We start from the raw sequence: 19701 nt of genomic DNA on the forward strand, positions 1-19701 counted from the left end.
TCACGACTGATTCCCGGCTACTGCGGACAGCCTGCCCGGTTCCGGCGTTCCACTCAACTCCGGGTCCGCCCCGCGCACCGCGGGACGGGCCGCGGTGACCGGTCACTTGCGGCCAGCGGTCCAGTCCAGGCCCCACGAGTACGCCTTGTCCAGCTCGCGGTGCCCGCTGACATACCGGACCTCCCGGCTGACGGAGAAGTCACCACCGGTGTTCGTCAGCAGCGCGATCGCGCACATCCGGGCGCCGCCGGCCCGCTCGTCGAGGCGGACCTCGATCGGCGCGCCCTGGGCCGGGGTCAGCGTCACCACGGCGTCGGCCTGGTCGAAGGAGGCCACGCCCTCGTAGATGAAGGCGAAGACCAGCAGGCGACGGATCTCACCGATCCGGGCGAGGTTGACGTGCAGGTTCTCACCGCCGGCTGCGGCCCCGGTCCGGTCGTCGGCGTCGAGGTTGACGTACGGCGGGTTGTCGAACGAGCCGAAGGCGTTGCCGAGCGCCTGGACCACGCCGGAACGGCCGTCCGCCAGCTCGAACAGGCAGGCCAGGTCGAGGTCGATGCCGCCGCCGCCGGCGCTGAGTACCCGCTTGAGGAAGCCGCCCTTCCCCCCGCCGCCGCCGGTCCCGGTCTGGTTCCAGTTCAGGTTGACGTGCAGCCGCCCGCCGCCGCCCTGCTTGCTCAGCGACACGGTCGGCGTGGACTTGGTCAGCGTGACCTTGCTCAGCGACACCGGCGGCCCCGCCGCCGGTGCGGCGGGTCGCTTGCTGTAGTCGATGCCCATGTTCCGCTCCCTTGCGGTCGGTGGGTGATGGCAGTGGGTGACGACGGTGGGGTGGTCGGCAGTGAGATAGGTGGTGGTGGGTGGTGGTCGGTGGTGACGTCAGCTCCGGGTGCCGACGACCGGCGCGCCCTCGGGATCGCCGGCGTCCCCGGACTGGTCACCCGCGGCCGCGTCGTCCCCGCCGTCGAGGTTCCCCTGCCGCTCCTTCGAGCGGTGGCGGACCGAGGACAGCAGGGCCAGCCCGATGAACGCCACACCGATCAGCCCGGTGACGATCTCGTGCACCTCGGTCTCGATCGAGACCGCCAGGATGACGGCGAGCGCGCCGATCGCGTAGTGCGCTCCGTGCTCCAGGTAGATGTACTCGCCCAGTGTCCCGCGCCGGACGAGGTACACCGTGGTCGACCTGATGTACATGGCGCCGATACCCAGGCCGGTCGCGATGATGAAGATGTTCTGCGAGATGGCGAACGCCCCGACGACGCCGTCGAACGAGAACGACGCGTCGATCACCTCGAGGTAGAGGAACAGGAAGAAGGCGGCCCGGCCGGTCGCGAGGACCACGTCCGAGGTTCCCGTGGTGCGACCGGGTGCCGTGGTCTTCCCCGCTGCCGAGCCGTCGGCCCCGGCCTTCTCGTCCTCGTCGTCCTCGTCGTCGTCCGCGCCGATTCCGCGGGCCTCGAAGAACTCGCCCAGCCCGCGGACGCCCAGGTAGGTGGCGAGACCGGCGACCCCCGCCGTCAGCACCTGCTGGGTGTGGTCGCCGGAGAAGGCCTCCCCCACGACCAGCAACGCGACGAGCCCCAGTACGACGGACACGACGTCGAGCTGGCCGGCCCGGCGGAACGGCTCCTCGATGCGCTTGATCCACTGGATCTCGCGCTCCGGGTCGAACATGAAGTCAAGGAAGATCATAAAAAGGAAGATCCCGCCGAAGGCGGCGATCGAGGGGTGCGCGTCGTGCAGCCGGGCCCCGTACTCCTCCTCGTGGTTCAGCGCCAGGTCGAAGACGTCCACCGGGCTGAGGTGCGCCGTCAGCGCCACGATCACGATCGGGAACAGCAGCCGCATCCCGAACACGGCGATGATGACGCCGACACTGAGGAAGATGCGCTGCCAGAACTCGCTCATCCGGCGCAGGATCGTCGCGTTGATGACCGCATTGTCGAACGAGAGGCTGATCTCGAGGACGGCGAGGATCGCGACGATCGCCGCGGCGTCCCCGCCGCCGATCACACCAGCCCCCGCGACCCCGATCACCGTGATGGCGAGGGACCAGCCGAAAATTCGAAGTGCGTGCACTCCTTGGAACACCTCCCGGACCGGCTCACAGTGCTCCGACAGGCGTTTACGGACGAGCTCCGCGGTCCGTACGGAACCCACCACACACAACGTCACACACTGTCGCCGACCGCTGCGTCCAGCTCACCGGGCGGTGTAGGTCCCGCGGTCGAGCGAATCGTAGCCAGGTACGGGTCACTCGGCACGACCGAAACCCGACAGGCGCCCACCTTCCCCACCGTCCGTACACGGCTGGATCCATCGGCGCGAACGCGTCACAGGGGGCCGGCCGGCCCGTGACCCGCTCGAACTCCCGGCCGGGGCCCGCCGGCGGAGCCGGAGTCGATGCCGGGGTCAGCGCCAACGCCGAGGATCACCCCGGGACCAAGTCGTCCCGGGGTGATGTCGCGCACGCGGACGCGAACCGTCAGACATTCACCCCGTAGTCACGGGCGATTCCCGCGAGGCCGGAGGCGTAGCCCTGGCCGACCGCGCGGAACTTCCACTCCGCCCCGTGCCGGTAGACCTCACCGAAGACCATGGCGGTCTCGGTCGAGGCGTCCTCGGTGAGGTCGTAGCGCGCGATCTCGGTCTGGCCGGCGGCGTTCACCACGCGGATGAACGCGTTGCGTACCTGCCCGAAGCTCTGCGAGCGCGAGTCCGCGTCGTAGATGGAGACCGGAAAGACGATCTTGTCGATCTCGGTCGGGAGGCCCGCCAGGTCGACGTTGATCTTCTCGTCGTCGCCCTCGCCCTCACCGGTGAGGTTGTCGCCCTGGTGCTCGATCGCGCCTTCCGGGCTCTTCAGGTTGTTGAAGAAGATGAAGTGCCCGTCCGAGACCACCTTGCCGTCCGCCCGGCACGCGATCGCGCTGGCGTCCAGGTCGAAGTCGGCGCCGGTGGTCGTCCGCACGTCCCAGCCGAGACCGACGATGATGTTCGTGAGACCGGGCGCCTCCTTGGTCAGCGACACGTTGCCGCCCTTGCTGAGGCTGACTCCCACTGCTCCTCCAGGTTCGGTGTTGTCGGATGCTCGCCGGGCCGGCTTCCCAGCCGGCCCGGCGCTGTCGCCCGCGCGCGGTGGTCGCGCCGGGGGCCGCGCGCCGCCTCCGGCCGCCCAGGGGTCCGGGCGCCGGCAGCGTACTGCGTCACACATCACGCCCCGGGCCCTCGCGGGTCCGGTGTGTCCACCTCGGGCCCTCGCGGGCCCGGTCTGGTCACCTGCGTCACATGTCCAGCCGCGCGCGAGCCGGCGGGACCTGCCCGGCAGCGGCGCGTGCCCCCGGGCAGTTGCCGGCAGCCACCCGCACCGCCACTTCGCCCGAGGGCGACCGCCCCGGCGGCCGTACCCTCCGGTCGCCGTGGCCGGGCCGCGCTCCGCCCGCCCGGCGCCCGGGTCGATCGGAACTCGGTGTTCTGCAGTTCTGTGTTCAGCGGGACGAACGAGCGCGCGACGAGGTTCCCAGATCACCGAGCGTGCCACCACCAAAGGCTCACCACCCCCGGGGGCCACTGTCACTCAAACGACACATCGCCCGAACTCGACGTGCGGCGGGCGATGTGGTGGGCACACCGTCAGAAACGAGCGCCATCGAGGCTCCCGGACCGGCGCGGCGACCCGTCCGACGTCACCCACCGGACACACCACAGTGTCTACGAGAGCAATACTCACCGCGGAAGGTTAACCACCGGAGCAAGCCGGGAACATCGGTCAGGACCGTGACCATCGGGACAGCACAGGCAGACCCACCACAGAGACAACGTGGGCCCATCCGGTGGTTGCATGCAGTTCACGTGGCGGTGTCACCGAACGCCATGTACAGGGTCGACCATTGAGTCGTGGTTCGTCTGGATAAGGTCCCCATGATGATCGGACGTTCAGTAGGCCGGGTTGTCATCACTGACGCGCGCCCGGTCGTCTCCTGTGGCCAGTGGCCGTCGCGGGCGGTGGAGGGGGAAACCCTCACCGTCAGCGCGACGGTCTTCCGTGAGGGGCATGACCTCATCGGGGCCAATGTCGTTCTTTCCGGCCCCGACGGCCAGGGAGTTCCGTTTACGCGGATGAAACTCGCCGGCGCGGGCACGGACCGCTACGAGGCCGATGTCGTCATGGGCCGCGAGGGCCTGTGGGGCTATCGCGTGGAGGCCTGGGCTGATCCGCTGGCCACCTGGCGGCACGGCATCGAGCTCAAGGTCGGTGCCGGCCAGACGGTGGACGAGCTGGCGGTCGACTTCGAGGACGGCGCGCGGCTGCTGCTGCGCGCGCTGCCCGGAGTGCCCGAGCCCCGCCGGGTCGACATCGCGCGGGCCGTCGCGGTCCTGCGCGACGACGACGTGACGGATCCGCACGAGCGCATCGCCGCCGCCTGCTCCCCGGGGCTGGCCGGTCTGCTCGACGAGCACCCGCTGCGCGAGCTCGTGACCCGCACCCCGTTGTACCGGGTGTGGGTGGACCGCGAGCGGGCGCTCTACGGCAGCTGGTACGAGCTGTTCCCCCGGTCCGAGGGCGCGAGCCGCGACCCACCGCGATCGGGCACCTTCCTCACCGCCGCGGAACGACTGCCGGCCGTCGCCGCGATGGGCTTCGACGTGGTCTATCTGCCACCGATCCACCCGATCGGCGAGATCAACCGCAAGGGCCCGAACAACACCCTCACGCCCGGCCCGGAGGACCCCGGTTCACCGTGGGCCATCGGTAGCTCGCAGGGCGGCCACGACGCCGTCCACCCGGATCTGGGGACCCTGGACGACTTCGACCTCTTCGTCGCGCGGGCCCGCTCGCTCGGCATGGAGGTCGCGCTCGACCTGGCGTTGCAGTGCGCGCCGGACCACCCCTGGGCGAAGCACCATCCGGAGTGGTTCGTCGTGCGCAGCGACGGCTCGATCGCGTACGCGGAGAATCCGCCGAAGAAGTACCAGGACATCTACCCCCTGAACTTCGACGCCGACCCGATCGGTCTATATCACGAGATTCTGCGGGTGGTCCGGTTCTGGACGGCCCGCGGCGTCCGGATCTTCCGGGTGGACAATCCGCACACGAAGCCGGTCGAGTTCTGGGAGTGGCTCATCGGCCAGGTCAAGGCGACCGAGCCGGACGTGCTGTTCCTGGCCGAGGCGTTCACCCGCCCGGCGATGATGCACACGCTCGCCAAGATTGGCTTCACCCAGTCCTACACCTACTTCACCTGGCGCAACGAGCGCCATGAGCTGGAGGAGTACGCGCAGGAGCTGGTCGACGCGGCGCACTACATGCGGCCCAACTTCTTCGTCAACACCCCGGACATCCTGCCCGGGTTCCTGCAGACGGGCGGGCCGGCGGCGTTCCGCATCCGGGCGGTGCTCGCCTCGATGCTCTCCCCGACCTGGGGGGTGTACGCGGGGTACGAGCTGTACGAGAACTCCCCGGTGCGGGCCGGGAGCGAGGAGTACCTCGACTCGGAGAAATACCAGTACAAGCCGCGGGACTGGGCCGGTGCGGAACGCGCCGGGGCCTCTCTGGCGCCCTACCTCACCCGGCTCAACCAGATCCGGCGCGACCACCCGGCCCTGCACTGGATGCGCAACCTGCACATCCACGAGTCCGCGACGCCCGAGATCACAGTCTTCTCCAAACGGCACACCGCGGCCCGGGCGGGCGGACCCGCCCTCGGCCGCCTCCGCCCCGACGACGACCTCGTCATCGTCGTCGTCAGCCTTGACCCGCATTCGGCCCGGGAGACCACCGTGCGACTGGACATGCCCGCTCTCGGGCTTGACTGGGGCGACCGCTTCGAAGTGCACGACGAGATGACCGGCGTCACCTACCAGTGGGGCCGTGAGAACTACGTCCGCCTGGAGCCGACCGAGCCCGCCCACATCCTGACCGCGCGGCGCCTGCCGTGAACGAGTCGGAACCGTTCGCGGAGCAGCCGCTGCGCGAGACCGCGGCCGAGGGCGGCGACACGGGGACGTCCCAGGACCCGCTGTGGTTCAAGCGGGCCGTGTTCTACGAGGTCCTCGTCCGCGGCTTCGCCGACTCCAACGGCGACGGCACCGGCGACCTGGCCGGGCTGGTCTCGAAACTGGACTACCTCGAGTGGCTCGGCGTGGACTGCCTGTGGCTGCTGCCCATCTACTCCTCGCCGCTGCGCGACGGCGGGTACGACATCAGCGACTACTTCCAGATCCTCCCCGAGTTCGGGGACCTGGGTGACTTCATCAACCTCGTCGACGAGGCGCACCGGCGCGGGCTACGGATCATCGCCGACCTGGTGATGAACCACACCTCCGACGCACACCCGTGGTTCCAGGCGTCCCGCTCGGACCCGGACGGCCCGTACGGCGACTTCTACGTCTGGTCCGACACCGACGAGAAGTACCCCGACGCCCGGATCATCTTCGTCGACACCGAGAAGTCGAACTGGACCTGGGACCCGGTGCGCGGGCAGTACTACTGGCACCGGTTCTTCTCCCACCAGCCCGACCTCAACTACGACAACCCGGACGTCCAGGAGGCGATGCTGGAGGTCCTGCGCTTCTGGCTCGACCTCGGCCTCGACGGGTTCCGCCTGGACGCCGTTCCCTACCTGTACGTGCGCGAGGGCACGAACGGGGAGAACCTGCCGGAGACGCACGAGTACCTGCGCCGGGTCCGCAAGGAGATCGACGCCAAGTACGCCGACAGGGTCATGCTGGCCGAGGCGAACCAGTGGCCCTCGGACGTCGTCCAGTACTTCGGCAATGACGACGAGTGCCACATGGCCTTCCACTTCCCGCTGATGCCGCGCATCTTCATGGCGGTGCGGCGGGAGTCGCGCTACCCGATCTCGGAGATCCTGGCGCAGACCCCGGAGATCCCGCCGAACTGCCAGTGGGGCATCTTCCTCCGCAACCACGACGAGCTGACCCTGGAGATGGTCACCGACGAGGAGCGGGACTACATGTACGCCGAGTACGCGAAGGACCCGCGTATGAAGGCGAACATCGGGATCCGCCGACGCCTCGCCCCGCTGCTGGACAACAGCCGCGACCAGATGGAGCTGTTCACCGCCCTGCTGCTCTCCCTGCCCGGCAGTCCCGTGCTCTACTACGGCGACGAGATCGGTATGGGCGACAACATCTATCTCGGTGACCGCGACGGCGTGCGCACCCCGATGCAGTGGTCCCCGGACCGCAACGCCGGGTTCTCGACAACCGACCCGGCCCGGCTGTACCTACCGGTGATCATGGACCCGGTGTACGGCTACCAGGCGCTGAACGTCGAGGCCGAGCAGCGGATGCCGACGTCGTTCCTGTCCTGGACCAGGCGGATGATCGAGGTCCGCAAGCGGCATCCCGTCTTCGGGCTCGGTACCTACGAGGAGCTCGGCGCGTCGAATCCGTCGGTCTTCGCGTATGTCCGGGAGTTCGGTGACGACAGGGTGCTCTGCGTCGCGAACCTCTCCCGGTTCGCCCAGCCCGTCGAGCTCGACCTGCGGAGATTCGCCGGCCTGGTGCCGGTGGAGCTGCTCGGCCGGGTCCATTTCCCACCGGTCGGCGAGCTTCCGTACCTGCTGACACTGCCCGGTCACGGACACTACTGGTTCGCTCTGTCCAATCCGGGGGAATTCACTCAGTAGACGTCAGGACAGCCGTCAGGACATGCGGCTGGACGCGCCGTACGGCTGGCGTCGCCCGCGCGGTGTGTTCGGGCGGAACCGAACCGGGCCGAACCCGGTCGGTTCGGTCTTGATCTCCGGGCCGGACGACGCCAGGATTCACTCCTCCGGTGCCGCGCGGTTCTCCACATCCCGGGCGGCACCCAGGCCGGAGGAGAGCCGCGGAACACGGCGGGGCGGCTCGACGCCGATGACGAAGTGAAAAGTGACGCGCAGGGAGGTCGGGCATGACGGACCACCACTCCGAGCTCACGGCCCTGCTCTCGGACTGGCTGCCCAGGCAGCGCTGGTTCGCGGGCAAGGGCCGGCCGGGCGGGAGGCTGCGCGTCGGGCAGGACGTCCGCCTCAGCCTCGACGCGGCGGTGAAGGCGGCGATGCACCTGCTGGTGGTGGAGGTCCGCTATGACGACGGCGGCCTCTCCGACCACTACCAGGTCCCGGTGGTGATCCGGCCGGACGCCCCCTTCGGCCACGAGGGGTTCCTCATCGGCGAGTCGTCGGTGGGCTTGGTCTACGACGGCCTGCACGACTCCGACGGAAGCGCCGCCCTGCTGGACTACCTGCGCCGGGGCGCGAGCCGCGAGGGGCTGACCGCGACGGCGGTCGAGTCGTTGGACGACCTGCCCGCGCACGCGGTCGGCGCCGAGCAGTCGAACACCTCGATCGTCTACGGCGACGCCTACATCCTGAAGGTCTTCCGCCGCCTGTGGCCCGGGACGAATCCCGATCTGGAGATCACCCGGGTTCTGGCGCGCGCCGGCAGCGAGCACGTGGCCCGGCCGGTGGCCTGGCTGAGCGGGCAGCTCTCCGGCGTCCCGACGACCTTCGCGTTCATGCAGGACTTCCTGCGCACCGGGGCCGAGGGCTGGCTGCTGGCCCTGGCCAGCGTCCGCGACCTCTACGCCGAGGGCGACCTGCACGCCGACGAGGTGGGCGGCGACTTCGCCGCCGAGGCCGAGCGGCTGGGCGCCGCGACCGCCCAGGTGCACCGCGACCTGGCCGCCGCGCTGCCGACCCGGCCCGCCGACGCCGCCGCGCTCGGCGAGGTCGCCGACTACCTGCACAGCCGGCTCGACGCCGCGCTGGCGGCCGTGGCGGAGCTCGCGCCGTTCGAGGCCGCGCTGCGGACCGCCTACGACGAGGTCCGCAGCGCCGACCACGCGGCGCCGTTCCAGCGCATCCACGGCGACCTGCATCTCGGCCAGGTGCTGCGGGTGGAGTCGGGCTGGGTGCTGTTCGACTTCGAGGGTGAGCCGGCGCGGCCGGTGCCCGAGCGGACCCTGCTCGAATCCCCGCTGCGCGACATCGCCGGCATGCTCCGATCGTTCGACTACGCGGCCCAGTCGATGCTGCTCGAGCGCTCCGACGAGCCGTCGCTGGCCTACCGGGCGCTGGAGTGGGCCGACCGCAACCGGGACGCCTTCTGCCGCGGCTACGGCGCGGTGTCCGGCGCGGACCCCCGGGACGGCAGCGCCGTCCTGCGTGGTCTCGAGCTCGACAAGGCCGTGTACGAAGTGCTCTACGAGGCGCGCCACCGGCCGGGCTGGATCAGCATCCCGCTGCGTTCGGTCGAACGGTTGACCGGCGGGCGGCCCACTGAGCTCCCCGCGCCCTGAGTGGACCAAACGCCCCGTGCGCTGAGCGAACAGCGCTCCCCGCGCCCTGAGCGACACGACGAAACCCACCGGGGGCGCCTGGGTGGGACGCGATCTCGACGACGAGAGAAGGACAGGTGGCCGGAGTGGACGACCCCGACGACACGAGGCGGACCGGATCCGTGAACGGGCGCCCTGACTCGGTGAACCTGTCGAGGTTCACCGACACCGCCGTCGTGGACCGGCCAGGCGTTGTAGAGAGGACCGGTGGCGCGGACAGGCCCGGTGGCGCGGATCCGGCGGCCCCGAGCGGTGCTCCGGACCCGGTTGCCGCGGCCCGCCCGGCCGGTGCCCCGGAACCGACCGGCACACCGGACCCGGCGAGCGCGCCCCCGCTGGGACTGCCCGGGGAGGTGCTCGACCGCCTCGCCGGCGGCGCGCACCACGACCCGCATGGCGTGCTCGGCGCGCACCCCACCCGGGGCTGGACAGTCATCCGCGCACTGCGCCCCGACGCCACCGCCGTCGCCGTCCTCGTCGACGGGACGCCCCACCCGATGACGAGGCTGCACAGCGGTGGGATCTTCGCCGTCGCCGTGCCCGGCGGCATCCCCGACTACCGGTTCGAGGTCACCTACCCCGACTCGACCTACGTGGTCGACGACCCGTACCAGCACCTGCCGACGCTCGGCGAGATCGACCTGCACCTGATCGGCGAGGGACGTCACGAGCGGCTCTGGCACGTCCTGGGCGCGCACGTGCGCCGCCTCGACCGAGGGCCGGGCAGCGACGGCGGGACAGTCGCGGGGGTCAGCTTCGCGGTCTGGGCGCCGAACGCCCGCGGCGTGCGGGTGGTCGGCGACTTCGACTTCTGGGACGGCCGCGGCTTCCCGATGCGCTCGCTGGGCTCGTCGGGCGTCTGGGAGCTGTTCGTCCCCGGTATCGGGGCCGGAACCCGCTACAAGTACGAGATCCTCGGCTCTGACGGCGTGTGGCGGCAGAAGGCGGACCCGCTGGCCTTCGCCACCGAGCAGCCCCCGGCCACCGCCAGCGTGGTCCACGAGTCGAGCTACACCTGGGACGACGCGGCCTGGCTCGAGCGGCGCGCGAGCATCCCCTGGCACGCCGCGCCGGTCAGCATCTACGAGGTGCACCTGGCCTCGTGGCGGCGCGGCCTGAGCTACCTCGAGCTGGCCGAGCAGCTCGTCGAGTACGTGCGCGAGAACGGCTTCACCCACGTCGAGATGCTGCCGGTGGCCGAGCACCCGTTCGGCGGCTCCTGGGGCTACCAGGTCACCTCGTACTACGCGCCGACGTCCCGCTTCGGCAGCCCGGACGAGTTCCGGCACCTCGTCGACGCGCTGCACGCCGCCGGGATCGGCGTGATCGTCGACTGGGTGCCCGCCCACTTCCCCCGGGACGCCTTCGCGCTGGGCCGCTTCGACGGCACCCCGCTCTACGAGCACCCCGACCCGCGCCGCGGCGAGCAGCCCGACTGGGGCACCTACGTCTTCGACTTCGGCCGGTCCGAGGTACGCAACTTCCTCGTCGCCAACGCGCTGTACTGGCTGGAGGAGTTCCACGTCGACGGGTTGCGGGTCGACGCCGTCGCCTCGATGCTCTACCTCGACTACTCCCGGCCCTCGGGCGAGTGGGTGCCCAACGCGCATGGCGGCCGGGAGAACCTGGAGGCCGTCTCGCTGCTGCAGGAGGTCAACGCGACCGTCTACCGGCGGGTGCCGGGAGCGATGATGATCGCCGAGGAGTCGACGGCCTGGCCCGGCGTGACCCGCCCGACCCACCTCGGGGGCCTCGGCTTCGGCTTCAAGTGGAACATGGGCTGGATGCACGACACCCTCGACTACTCGTCGCGGGCGCCGCTGTTCCGCACCTACCACCACCACCAGATGACGTTCTCGCTGATGTACGCGTTCTCCGAGAACTTCGTCCTGCCGTTCAGCCACGACGAGGTCGTGCACGGCAAGGGCTCGCTGCTGCGCAAGATGCCGGGTGACCGCCGGGCCCAGCTGGCCAACCTGCGGGCGCTCTACGGCTACATGTGGGCGCACCCCGGCAAGCAGCTGCTGTTCATGGGCTGCGAGTTCGCCCAGGACAACGAGTGGAGCGAGGCCACCTCGCTGGACTGGCACCTGCTCGGCGAGGCCGGGCACGGCGGGGTGGCCCGCCTGGTCCGCGACCTCAACCACACCTACCGGGAGATCCCGGCCCTGTGGGAGCGCGACTCCGATCCGAGCGGCTTCTCGTGGATCGACGCCAGCGACGCCGAGAACAACGTCTTCGCGTTCGTACGCTGGGGTGAGGACGGCGAGCGGGCGCTGGCGTGCGTGACGAACTTCGCCGGCGTCGGCCAGGTCGGCTACCGCCTCGGCTTCCCGTTCCCGGGCCGCTGGCGCGAGGTGCTCAACACCGACGCGCTCGACTACGGCGGCGGCGGCATGGGCAACCTCGGCGGGATCACCGCGGTGGCGGACCCGTCGCACGGCCTGCCCGCCTCGGCGGCCCTGTCACTTCCCCCGCTGGGCACCGTCTGGTTCGTGCACGAGCCGGCCGACGGCGGACCTGCCGGCGACGGACCTTCTGTCGACGGGCAGACCGACAACGAGCTGACCGCCGGCGAGCCGGCAGACGGCGTGCGGTCCGACCCCGAGGCCTGACAGCCGGGCCCCGCCGGGGCGGCCGGTCCTCGTCGGACTCGGCCTCCCCGGCGGCACACCGCGGCTCCGCGGTGACAGCGGTGTCAGACAGGCGTGCTCAGAACAGGGCGGCGGCGAGGGCCCGCCGGGCCGGGGCGACCGCCGGCTCGCCGTCGCCCAGCGCCTGGAACAGCCCGACCAGATGCGCCCGCAGCTTCTCCCGGTCGTCGCCCGAGGTGCGGCGGACGAGGTCGACGAGGCGGCCCAGGCCGGTGGCCGGGTCGCCCTGGGCGATGGTCAGGTCGGCCACCGCGAGCGCCGCCTCGACGTCGTCGGGGTTCTCCGAGAGCCGCTGACGCAGCCAGGCCGGGTCGTAGCCGCGCACCCGCCGCAGCAGCTCCACCCGGGCCAGGCCGAGGGTGGCGTCCGCGTCCCCGGGGGCCTCGGCGAGCTGGGCCTGGTAGGCGGCGGCGGCCGCGTCCAGGTCGCCGGCGGCCATCGCGTCCTCCGCGGCGGCGATGTTCGGCGGCAGCGCGGGACCGCCCTCGGCTCCCGCCCCCGGCAGCCCGCCCATCGCCTCCCCGACGACGCTCAGGAGCTGGTCCAGCCAGCCGCGCACCTCCCGCTCGGGGACCGCGCCGGTGAACTCTCCGATGATCCGGCCGCCGACCACCGCCTTGACCGCGGGGATGCCCTGCACGCCCGCGGCCTGCGCGAGACCGGGGTTGGCGTCGACGTCCACCTTGGCGAGCACCCAGCGGCCGCCGTCGGCGGCGGCGAGGCGCTCCAGGATGGGGCTGAGCTGCTTACACGGCCCGCACCACTCGGCCCAGAAGTCGATGACCACGGGAACCTGCATGGAACGGTTCACGACGTCCTCGGCGAACGTCGCCTCGGTCACGTCGATCACGACCGGGCCGGCGGCACCGGCGGGCGCCGCGCCGCCGGGAGAGCCACCGGGGCCGGCCCGGCCGGCCGGGGGCGCCGGCGGCTGGGCCGGCTTCGGGTCTAGGGGAACCGCACCGGCGAGCCGTAGGCCGCCGAGGGTGTCGGGCATACTGCCCGGCCCGCCCCTGCGCGGCGAGCCGGGTGGGACAGGTGACCTCCGCTGCATGTCTCCATCGTTACACCCGGCGGTCGCGGTCAGGACGCCCCCGGGCCACTTTTCCGCGCGTGGTCACCTCGGTGGCGACACCCGGACACCCGGCGCCCGGCCTCAGTCGCCGGCCAGGTGGCGCTCGACGCTGGCGACCTTGGCGTGCAGCGCGTCGCTCACGCCCTCGCGCAGATCAGCCTTGAGCACCAGGCTCACCCGTCCGCACCGGGCCGCCACGGCCTCGGTGGCCCGCCGTACGACGTCCATCACCTCGGCCCACTCACCCTCGATGATCGTGAACATCGCGTTGGTCTCGTTCGGCAGGCCGGAGTCGCGCACGACCCGGACCGCCTCGGCGACCGGAGCCGAGACGTCCTCGCCGAGACCGATGGGAGTGACGCTGAAGGCAACAAGCATGTGGACAGGCCTACCATGCCTCGCGCTGCGGACACGGAGGTCTGCGCTGGTTCCACGCGGAGTCGAACCATGGGTGCCCACCCGACCGGAGAGCCATTTTTCGCGACGAACCCGTCACGGGATGTTGATGCTAGGTGAGAATTGACCGGAGTTCACCAAACCCGGGACAACGCGCGCTGACGGTACGCCCTACCATGACCCGCCGTGGGGTGGATGCAGACTTATGACGAGGCAGACGAGGCTTAGGTGGGGCTGAGTACCCTGCTCGACACGCTGACCGACCTGGTGGTGGTCGTCGGCGGTGACGGGCGTGTCCTCGAACTCGGCGCGGCCGCGCGCGCGTTCGTGGGAGACCGGATCGGCACGGCGCCGCACCTGCACGACCTGTCCGACGTGGTCGATCCCGCGTGCCGGGTCGAGCTCGCCGGCCCGGTGTCGCAGGCGCTGGCCCGGACGGGCGTGTGGCGGGGCACCGTCTCGCTGATCGACCTGGCCGGCACGACCGCGCCGTACACGGTCACGGCGCGGCTGGACCCGGCCGGCGGGATGGTCATCGTCGCCCGCGACACCGTCGACGCGCGTGCCCGCCGGGCCGCCGAGACCGAGTCGCGGTCCAAGGACGAGTTCGTCGCGCGGCTCGGCCACGAGCTGCGCACACCGCTGAACGCGATGCTCGGGTTCGCCCAGCTCCTCGAGCTCGAACCGCTCACGCCCGACCTGCACGAGGACGTCGAGCGCATCATCACCGGCGGCCGCCACATGCAGGCCCTGATCGACGACGTCCTCGACCTGGCGCGGCTGCGCGCCGGGCGCGGTGACATCAACAAGGGGCCGGTGAACGTGCTGGACATCGTCCAGGGCGTGGTCGAGCTGGTCGAGCCGCTGGCCGAGCGCCGCGGGATCCGGCGGATCATCCATCCGGCCCGGCCTCTCATCGCCGACGCGGACCGCCGCCGGTTGTGGCAGGTCCTGCTGAACCTGGTCGGCAACGCGCTGAAGTACGGCCGGGAGGGCGGCAACGTCCGGGTCGGCGTGGTCCCGGTCACCGGTTCACGGATCCGCATCGAGGTGGAGGACGACGGGATCGGGCTGTCCCCGTCCGCGCTGTCCCGGCTGTTCCGGCCGTTCGAGCGCCTCGGGGCCGAGGACACCGGAGTCGAGGGCAGCGGCCTCGGTCTGGCCCTCTCCCACGCCCTTGTGACGGCGATGGGCGGTGTTCTGACGGTTGCCAGCAGGCCCGGGGTGGGCAGCGTCTTCGCGGTCGTCCTGGACGCCGTGGACGTCCGTTACGACCACACCGAGGAGGACCCGGACGACTTCGTGGGCGACGGGCAGCTCGAGCCGGGTGGCCTTCGCGTGGTCCATGTCAGCGGCGACCCGGGGCTGCGCGCCCTGGTCAGCGACACCCTGGCGAGCGCGCTCGGGGCGGACACCATCAGCGTGCCGCGCGGGGCCCTCGCGGTCGAGGCCATCCGGCGGGCCCGCCCGTCGCTGGTCCTCCTCGACCGCGACCTGCCGGACGTGACCGCGGTCGACCTCCTCCCCCGGCTGGCCGCGGACCCGGTGGCGGGCACCGTCCCCGCCCTGGTGCTGACCACCGAGGTGGACCCGGACGAGTGGACCCGCCTGCGCCAGGCGGGCGCCGTACAGGTCCTCGGCATGCCGCTGGACGTCACCTCGCTGATCGCCGCCACCTCGCAGCTCACCACCGCCTGAGGCCTGGAGGGCGGCCGGCTGTCAGCTGACCGCCCCGGCAGCTGACCGTCACGTCACCCGGAGCGCGGGAGGTGGGGGTCGGGGACGGCGGCCAGGAGAGTGGCGGCCGCGGTATAGGGGTCGAGGCGGCCGGAGGTGACCTGGCGGGCCAGGTCGGCCAGCTGGGCCGCGCCGTTGAGCCTGCCCAGCCGGGCCCGCATGCCGGCCAGGGCGATCTGGGAGATCTCCTCGGCCGCGCGGTGCAGCCGGCGGCGTTCGAGCTCACCGGACGTCCGCAGCCAGTCGTGGTGGCGCTCGATCGCGTCCAGGAGCTCCGGCACGCCCTTTCCGGTCGCGGCCTCGAGCCGCACGACCTCGGGCTGCCAGCCGGCTTCCGCCGCCCCACCGGCCGCCGTGCCACCGACCGCCCTGCCACCGGCCATCCGGACGGCGGCGACGAGGTCGCGGTAGGTGTGGTCGGCGCCGGGACGGTCGGCCTTGTTGACGACGAGGATGTCGGCGATCTCCATGATGCCGGCCTTGGCCGCCTGGATCCCGTCCCCCATGCCCGGGGCGAGCAGGACCAGCGTGGTGTCGGCCAGCGAGGCGACATCCACCTCGGCCTGGCCGACACCGACGGTCTCGATCAGCACGATGTCGAAGCCGGCCGCGTCGAGGACCCTCAGCGCCTGTGGGGTGGCCCAGGACAGCCCGCCGAGGTTGCCCCTGGTGGCCAGGGAGCGGACGAACACCTCCGGGTCGGTGGCGTGCTCGACCATCCGGACCCGGTCGCCCAGCAGTGCGCCGCCGGTGAACGGGGAGCTCGGGTCGATCGCGAGCACGCCCACCCGCAGCCCGCGAGCCCGGAAGGCGCCGACCAGCGCCGAGGTGGACGTCGACTTCCCCACCCCGGGAGCCCCGGTCAGACCGATCACCCGGGCGCGGCCGGTGTGCGGGGCGAGCAGGGCGCTCACCTCGCGCAGGGCGTCGGATTCGTCCTCGACGAGCGAGATCAGGCGGGCCACCGCGCGCCGGTCACCGGCCAGGGCGGCGGTGGTGAGCTCCGCCGGGCTCGGGCGCGCGGCGCGCGCCCGCCCGGCTGTCGCCGGCCCGGATCTCGCCGGACCGGCTGGAGCGACCCCGGCGGAGCCCGCGCTCACGCCGGAGCCCGAGCTCACGCCGGAACGCGCAGCACCAGGGCGTCGCCCTGGCCGCCGCCGCCGCACAGCGCCGCCGCGCCGATGCCGCCGCCGCGGCGCTGCAGCTCGAGCATGAGGGTGAGCGCGACCCGGGCGCCGGACATCCCGACCGGGTGGCCGACCGCGATCGCGCCGCCGTTGACGTTGGTGATGTCCGGGCCGATCCCCAGCTCGCGCATCGACTGGATGCCGACGGCCGCGAACGCCTCGTTGATCTCGACGAGGTCGAGGTCGGCCGGGGTCAGCTTCTCCTTCGCCAGGGCGGCGAGGATCGCGTTCGACGGCTGGGAGTGCAGGGACGGGTCCGGGCCGGACACGTAGCCGTGGTGGCCGATCTCGGCGATGATCGGCAGGCCCAGCTCCTCGGCCTTCGCCCGGCTCGTCACGACGACCGCGGCCGCGCCGTCCGAGATCTGGGAGGCCGAGCCGGCGGTGATCGAGCCGGCCTTGTCGAACGCCGGGCGCAGCTTCGCCAGGCTCTCCGCCGTCGTCTCGGCCCGGACGCCCTCGTCCGCGCTGACGACGATCGGGTCGCCGCGGCGCTGGGGCACCTCGACCGGGACGATCTCGTTCTCGAACAGGCCGTTCTTCGCCGCGGCCGCGGCCCGCTGGTGCGACCGGGCGCTGAACTCGTCCTGCTCCTCGCGGGTGATGCCGTAGCGGGAGTTGTACCGGTCGGTCGCGAGACCCATCGACACCTGGTCGAACCCGCAGGTGAGGGCATCCACCGCGATGGAGTCCGTCAGGGTGGTGTCGCCGTACTTGACGCCGCCGCGCAGCGCGGGCAGCAGGTGCGGCGAGCGGGTCATCGACTCCATGCCGCCGGCCACGATGACGTCGTACTGACCGCTGGAGATGTAGAGGTCCGCCAGCGAGATGGCGTTCAGGCCCGACAGGCACACCTTGTTGATGCTGGTGGACGGCACCGTCATCGGGATGCCGCCCTTCACGGCGGCCTGGCGGGCGGCGGCCTGGCCGGCGCCGGCCTGGATGACCTGGCCCAGGATGACGTAGTCGACGGCGTCGCCGGCCAGCCCGGCCCGCTCGAGCGCGGCGCGGATGGCGATACCGCCCAGGTCGACCGCGGTGAAGTCCTTGAGGGCGCCGGAGAGCTTGCCGATCGGGGTGCGCGCACCGGCCACGATGACAGAACCAGGCATGGACGCCTCCTAGGTCACGGGTACCGGCTCGCGCGGCACCGGCCCTGCACGGTTACCCCCGCGATGTGCCGCGAGGCTACCCCCGCGATGTGCCGCGACCGCGTTCCGCCGGCCATGACGGCCGGACGGGTGGGGAGAACAAAACTCTCCCAGCAACAATAACGTGATCTTGGTGGACGCGCCGGGGGTGCCGCCCGCCGGAACAGCCCCAGGACGGCCCTGTGTGACGAACATCGCCCGCCGCGCCCGGAGGAGCGCCGGCGAAACACGGCGGCGGTCAGGACGAACGGGCCGTCGGCCTACCGGTCAGGAAGAACGGACCGGTAGGCGGACCGGTCAGGAGAAGACGCCGCAGGATGCCCGGAACTGGCTGTTCGCGCCCGACGCCGGCAGCTGGGTGGTCGTGCCCTGCCCGGCCGTGACCAGCCCCTCCGGGGTGAGCTGGAGCGGGGTGGTGACGACCTGGAAGTCCGTTCCGACGGTCGACGACGTGCCGGCGACGAGCCGCATCCCGGTCTCGTCGCAGCCGAAGCCGAAGCCGGCGTTGTCGCGCTGGCCGGCGGACAGGCGCACTCCGGGCCCGAGGGTGACCGGCGCGAGCACGTCCCGCGCGGCGTAGCGGAGCATCGTGTACTCCTCGATGGCGTCGCGGGTCGCGGTGCGGACCAGGATCTCGGCGAAGCCGTCGACGTTCGCGTCCACGACGGCGTGAACCGTCGGGAGCTGCAGGCCGGGCAGGTCGACGCTGGTGGTCCTGCCACTGCGGGAGAAGGTCACCTCGACCTTCGAGGTCGTCTCGTTGACGCGGACCTGGTCGCCGATCCCGTCCCCGTCCACGTCGCTGGCGCCCGCCGGCCGGGTAACGGGGGTGGGCAGGTCCGCAGCGCCGGAGCCGCCAGGCCCCGGCGTCGCGCTCGCGGGCGGGCTCGACGGGCTCACGGTGGACGGCGGGGTCGTCGCCGCCGCCGACGGGCTGGACGTCGCCCGCGGCGGCCTGGTCGAGCCGGGGACGCCGTTGCCGCCGTTCGAGCCGCCAGCCCCCCCGGTGGACGGGGTGGCCGGCCGGCTGGTCTCGGAGAGCACCGAGGACACCAGCGGCGGTGCGGCGGGCTCGACGACCTGCTGGTTCGACGACTTCGGCCGGACCGCGACGATGGCCAGGACGATCAGGGCGGCCATCGCCACGCCACCGGTGGCCATCAGCGGCAGGCGCCACCAGCGGCGGCGCTCCACCCCGGCCCGGATGCGGTGCAGCGCGTCGGGGGACGCCCGCACGGGCTCCACCGCCGCCCGCAGCAGGCGGGTGAGCTCCTCCGGTTCGAGCCCGCTGCTCACCGCAGGCCCTCCAGCTTGCCGCTCAGTGCCGCCAGCCCCCGTGACGTGTAGGCCTTCACCGACCCGACGCTGCAGCCCATCACCGCGGCGGCGTCAGCCTCCGACATGTCCGCGTAGTAGCGGAGCACGACCGCTTCCCGTTGCCGTCTGGGCAGCTCCCGCAGTGCCTGGACGACGGCGGCCCGCTCGACCAGAGAGTAGGCCCCCTCTTCGGCGCTCGCGGCGTCGGGCATCGGCTTGGGGGCGTGCTTGAGAGCGACCAGTCGACGCCGGAGGGTGGACCGTGCGAGATTGACCACCGTCTGACGGAGGTAGGCCAGGGCCTTGTCCCGGTCCTGGAGCCGACCCCAGGCACCGTGCACCCGGATGTAGGCGTCCTGCACGACCTCCTCGCACAACCCGATGTCATCCAGCAGCAGTGCCGCGAGACGGACTAGGGATCGGTAGTGCTCGGAGTACAACGCCGTCAGAGCGGCGTCGGCGTCCCGCGCGACGGCGCTACGGGCGGCGTCGCTCCGCGCAGGCACGGGCCGCCACCCTTCCACGACTGTCATGGGCGCGGTCACGCAAAGTCTGACGCGCGCCGACCCTCCAAGGTTGTCCCAGAAGTTCTATCGCGTCGCGCGGCACGCCGACACCCCTCAGTTCTCCTGGCCCGCCGACCTGCGGGTCGTCCACCACGCCGGGCGGCGGAGCCCCGCCACCGGGCACCCGACAGACGCCGGAGGTAGATCGAGAATGAAGCGGATCCTCGAAGCGATCATGGCTGGTGGGGGGCGTTCGCCGGAGCGGCGGGCGGAGTTCGGGGCGTTGGCGGTGCCGGAGTCGTACCGGGGTGTGGTGGTGCGCAAGG

At 71.9% G+C, this 19701-nt stretch carries 14 protein-coding genes; 5 read left to right on the forward strand and 9 right to left on the reverse strand.

The features are described 5' to 3' along the window. Positions 1–102 precede the first annotated feature (102 nt). The 3 genes from MXD62_RS25770 to MXD62_RS25780 all read right to left on the reverse strand — a co-directional run bounded on the left by MXD62_RS25770 (position 103) and on the right by MXD62_RS25780 (position 3064). Entirely contained in the window at positions 103–780 is a 678-nt protein-coding gene (locus tag MXD62_RS25770; RefSeq protein WP_248832007.1) for a Tellurium resistance, read from the reverse strand. A 99-nt stretch (positions 781–879) separates the two neighbouring features. Then, the gene (locus MXD62_RS25775; RefSeq protein ID WP_248832008.1) at positions 880–2082 is read right to left on the reverse strand and encodes a DUF475 domain-containing protein; all 1203 of its coding nucleotides are present in this window, start codon (positions 2080–2082) and stop codon (positions 880–882) included. A gap of 406 nt (positions 2083–2488) precedes the next feature. Next, positions 2489–3064 carry a TerD family protein gene (locus tag MXD62_RS25780; RefSeq protein ID WP_248832009.1) on the reverse strand — a complete coding sequence of 192 codons (576 nt, stop codon included), beginning with the start codon at positions 3062–3064 and terminating at the stop codon, positions 2489–2491. Between the two features lie 860 nt (positions 3065–3924). Here MXD62_RS25780 and MXD62_RS25785 point away from each other — a divergent pair. The 4 genes from MXD62_RS25785 (at position 3925) to glgB (ending at position 11967) form a co-directional block, all read left to right on the forward strand. After that, entirely contained in the window at positions 3925–5943 is a 2019-nt protein-coding gene (locus MXD62_RS25785) for an alpha-1,4-glucan--maltose-1-phosphate maltosyltransferase (protein WP_248832010.1), read from the forward strand. After that, positions 5940–7658, forward strand: coding sequence for a maltose alpha-D-glucosyltransferase (gene treS / locus MXD62_RS25790; protein WP_071065997.1), 1719 nt, complete (start codon positions 5940–5942; stop codon positions 7656–7658). The genes MXD62_RS25785 and treS overlap by 4 nt, the downstream gene beginning before the upstream one ends. A gap of 266 nt (positions 7659–7924) precedes the next feature. Next, on the forward strand, positions 7925–9313 hold the full coding sequence (locus MXD62_RS25795) for an aminoglycoside phosphotransferase (protein WP_248832011.1): 1389 nt from the start codon (positions 7925–7927) through the stop codon (positions 9311–9313). 125 nt (positions 9314–9438) lie between these two features. After that, positions 9439–11967, forward strand: coding sequence for a 1,4-alpha-glucan branching protein GlgB (gene glgB / locus MXD62_RS25800; protein WP_248832019.1), 2529 nt, complete (start codon positions 9439–9441; stop codon positions 11965–11967). 97 nt (positions 11968–12064) lie between these two features. Here the strand turns inward: glgB and MXD62_RS25805 are convergent, their stop codons facing one another. Together MXD62_RS25805 and MXD62_RS25810 are read right to left on the reverse strand one after the other, a co-directional pair. Beyond that, the gene (locus MXD62_RS25805; protein WP_248832012.1) at positions 12065–13003 is read right to left on the reverse strand and encodes a tetratricopeptide repeat protein; all 939 of its coding nucleotides are present in this window, start codon (positions 13001–13003) and stop codon (positions 12065–12067) included. A 159-nt stretch (positions 13004–13162) separates the two neighbouring features. Then, positions 13163–13459, reverse strand: coding sequence for an MTH1187 family thiamine-binding protein (locus tag MXD62_RS25810; RefSeq protein ID WP_248832013.1), 297 nt, complete (start codon positions 13457–13459; stop codon positions 13163–13165). Positions 13460–13705: 246 nt separating this feature from the next. On the opposite strand from MXD62_RS25810, the gene MXD62_RS25815 reads away from it, so the two are divergent. After that, positions 13706–15175 (forward strand): hybrid sensor histidine kinase/response regulator, encoded by a 1470-nt coding sequence (locus MXD62_RS25815; RefSeq protein WP_248832014.1) that lies wholly within the window; start codon positions 13706–13708, stop codon positions 15173–15175. A gap of 53 nt (positions 15176–15228) precedes the next feature. On the opposite strand, the gene meaB is transcribed toward MXD62_RS25815, so the two are convergent. From meaB to MXD62_RS25835, 4 genes are all read right to left on the reverse strand, one after another. Continuing rightward, a complete protein-coding gene (gene meaB, locus MXD62_RS25820; RefSeq protein ID WP_248832015.1) occupies positions 15229–16314 on the reverse strand; it encodes a methylmalonyl Co-A mutase-associated GTPase MeaB in 1086 nt (361 codons plus the stop codon). A 14-nt stretch (positions 16315–16328) separates the two neighbouring features. Beyond that, positions 16329–17513, reverse strand: coding sequence for an acetyl-CoA C-acetyltransferase (locus MXD62_RS25825; protein ID WP_248832016.1), 1185 nt, complete (start codon positions 17511–17513; stop codon positions 16329–16331). A 336-nt stretch (positions 17514–17849) separates the two neighbouring features. After that, positions 17850–18848, reverse strand: a complete 999-nt coding sequence (locus tag MXD62_RS25830; RefSeq protein ID WP_248832017.1) for a VCBS repeat-containing protein — start codon at positions 18846–18848, stop codon at positions 17850–17852. Beyond that, positions 18845–19402, reverse strand: coding sequence for a SigE family RNA polymerase sigma factor (locus MXD62_RS25835; protein ID WP_050796088.1), 558 nt, complete (start codon positions 19400–19402; stop codon positions 18845–18847). Before MXD62_RS25835 ends, MXD62_RS25830 begins: the two co-directional genes overlap by 4 nt. Between the last annotated feature and the right edge of the window lie 299 nt (positions 19403–19701).

Origin of the sequence: Frankia sp. Mgl5 (assembly GCF_023242985.1) — a bacterium.
Taxonomy (GTDB): Bacteria; Actinomycetota; Actinomycetes; order Frankiales; family Frankiaceae; genus Parafrankia; species Parafrankia soli.

What these genes read in the sequence shown, in the direction of transcription:
- MXD62_RS25770 (WP_248832007.1), bottom strand. Translation starts at nt 780, where the DNA reads ATGGGCATCGACTACAGCAAGCGACCCGCCGCACCGGCGGCGGGGCCG.
- MXD62_RS25785 (WP_248832010.1), top strand. Translation starts at nt 3,925, where the DNA reads ATGATGATCGGACGTTCAGTAGGCCGGGTTGTCATCACTGACGCGCGC.
- MXD62_RS25795 (WP_248832011.1), top strand. Translation starts at nt 7,925, where the DNA reads ATGACGGACCACCACTCCGAGCTCACGGCCCTGCTCTCGGACTGGCTG.
- MXD62_RS25805 (WP_248832012.1), bottom strand. Translation starts at nt 13,003, where the DNA reads ATGCCCGACACCCTCGGCGGCCTACGGCTCGCCGGTGCGGTTCCCCTA.
- MXD62_RS25810 (WP_248832013.1), bottom strand. Translation starts at nt 13,459, where the DNA reads ATGCTTGTTGCCTTCAGCGTCACTCCCATCGGTCTCGGCGAGGACGTC.
- MXD62_RS25825 (WP_248832016.1), bottom strand. Translation starts at nt 17,513, where the DNA reads ATGCCTGGTTCTGTCATCGTGGCCGGTGCGCGCACCCCGATCGGCAAG.
- MXD62_RS25835 (WP_050796088.1), bottom strand. Translation starts at nt 19,402, where the DNA reads ATGACAGTCGTGGAAGGGTGGCGGCCCGTGCCTGCGCGGAGCGACGCC.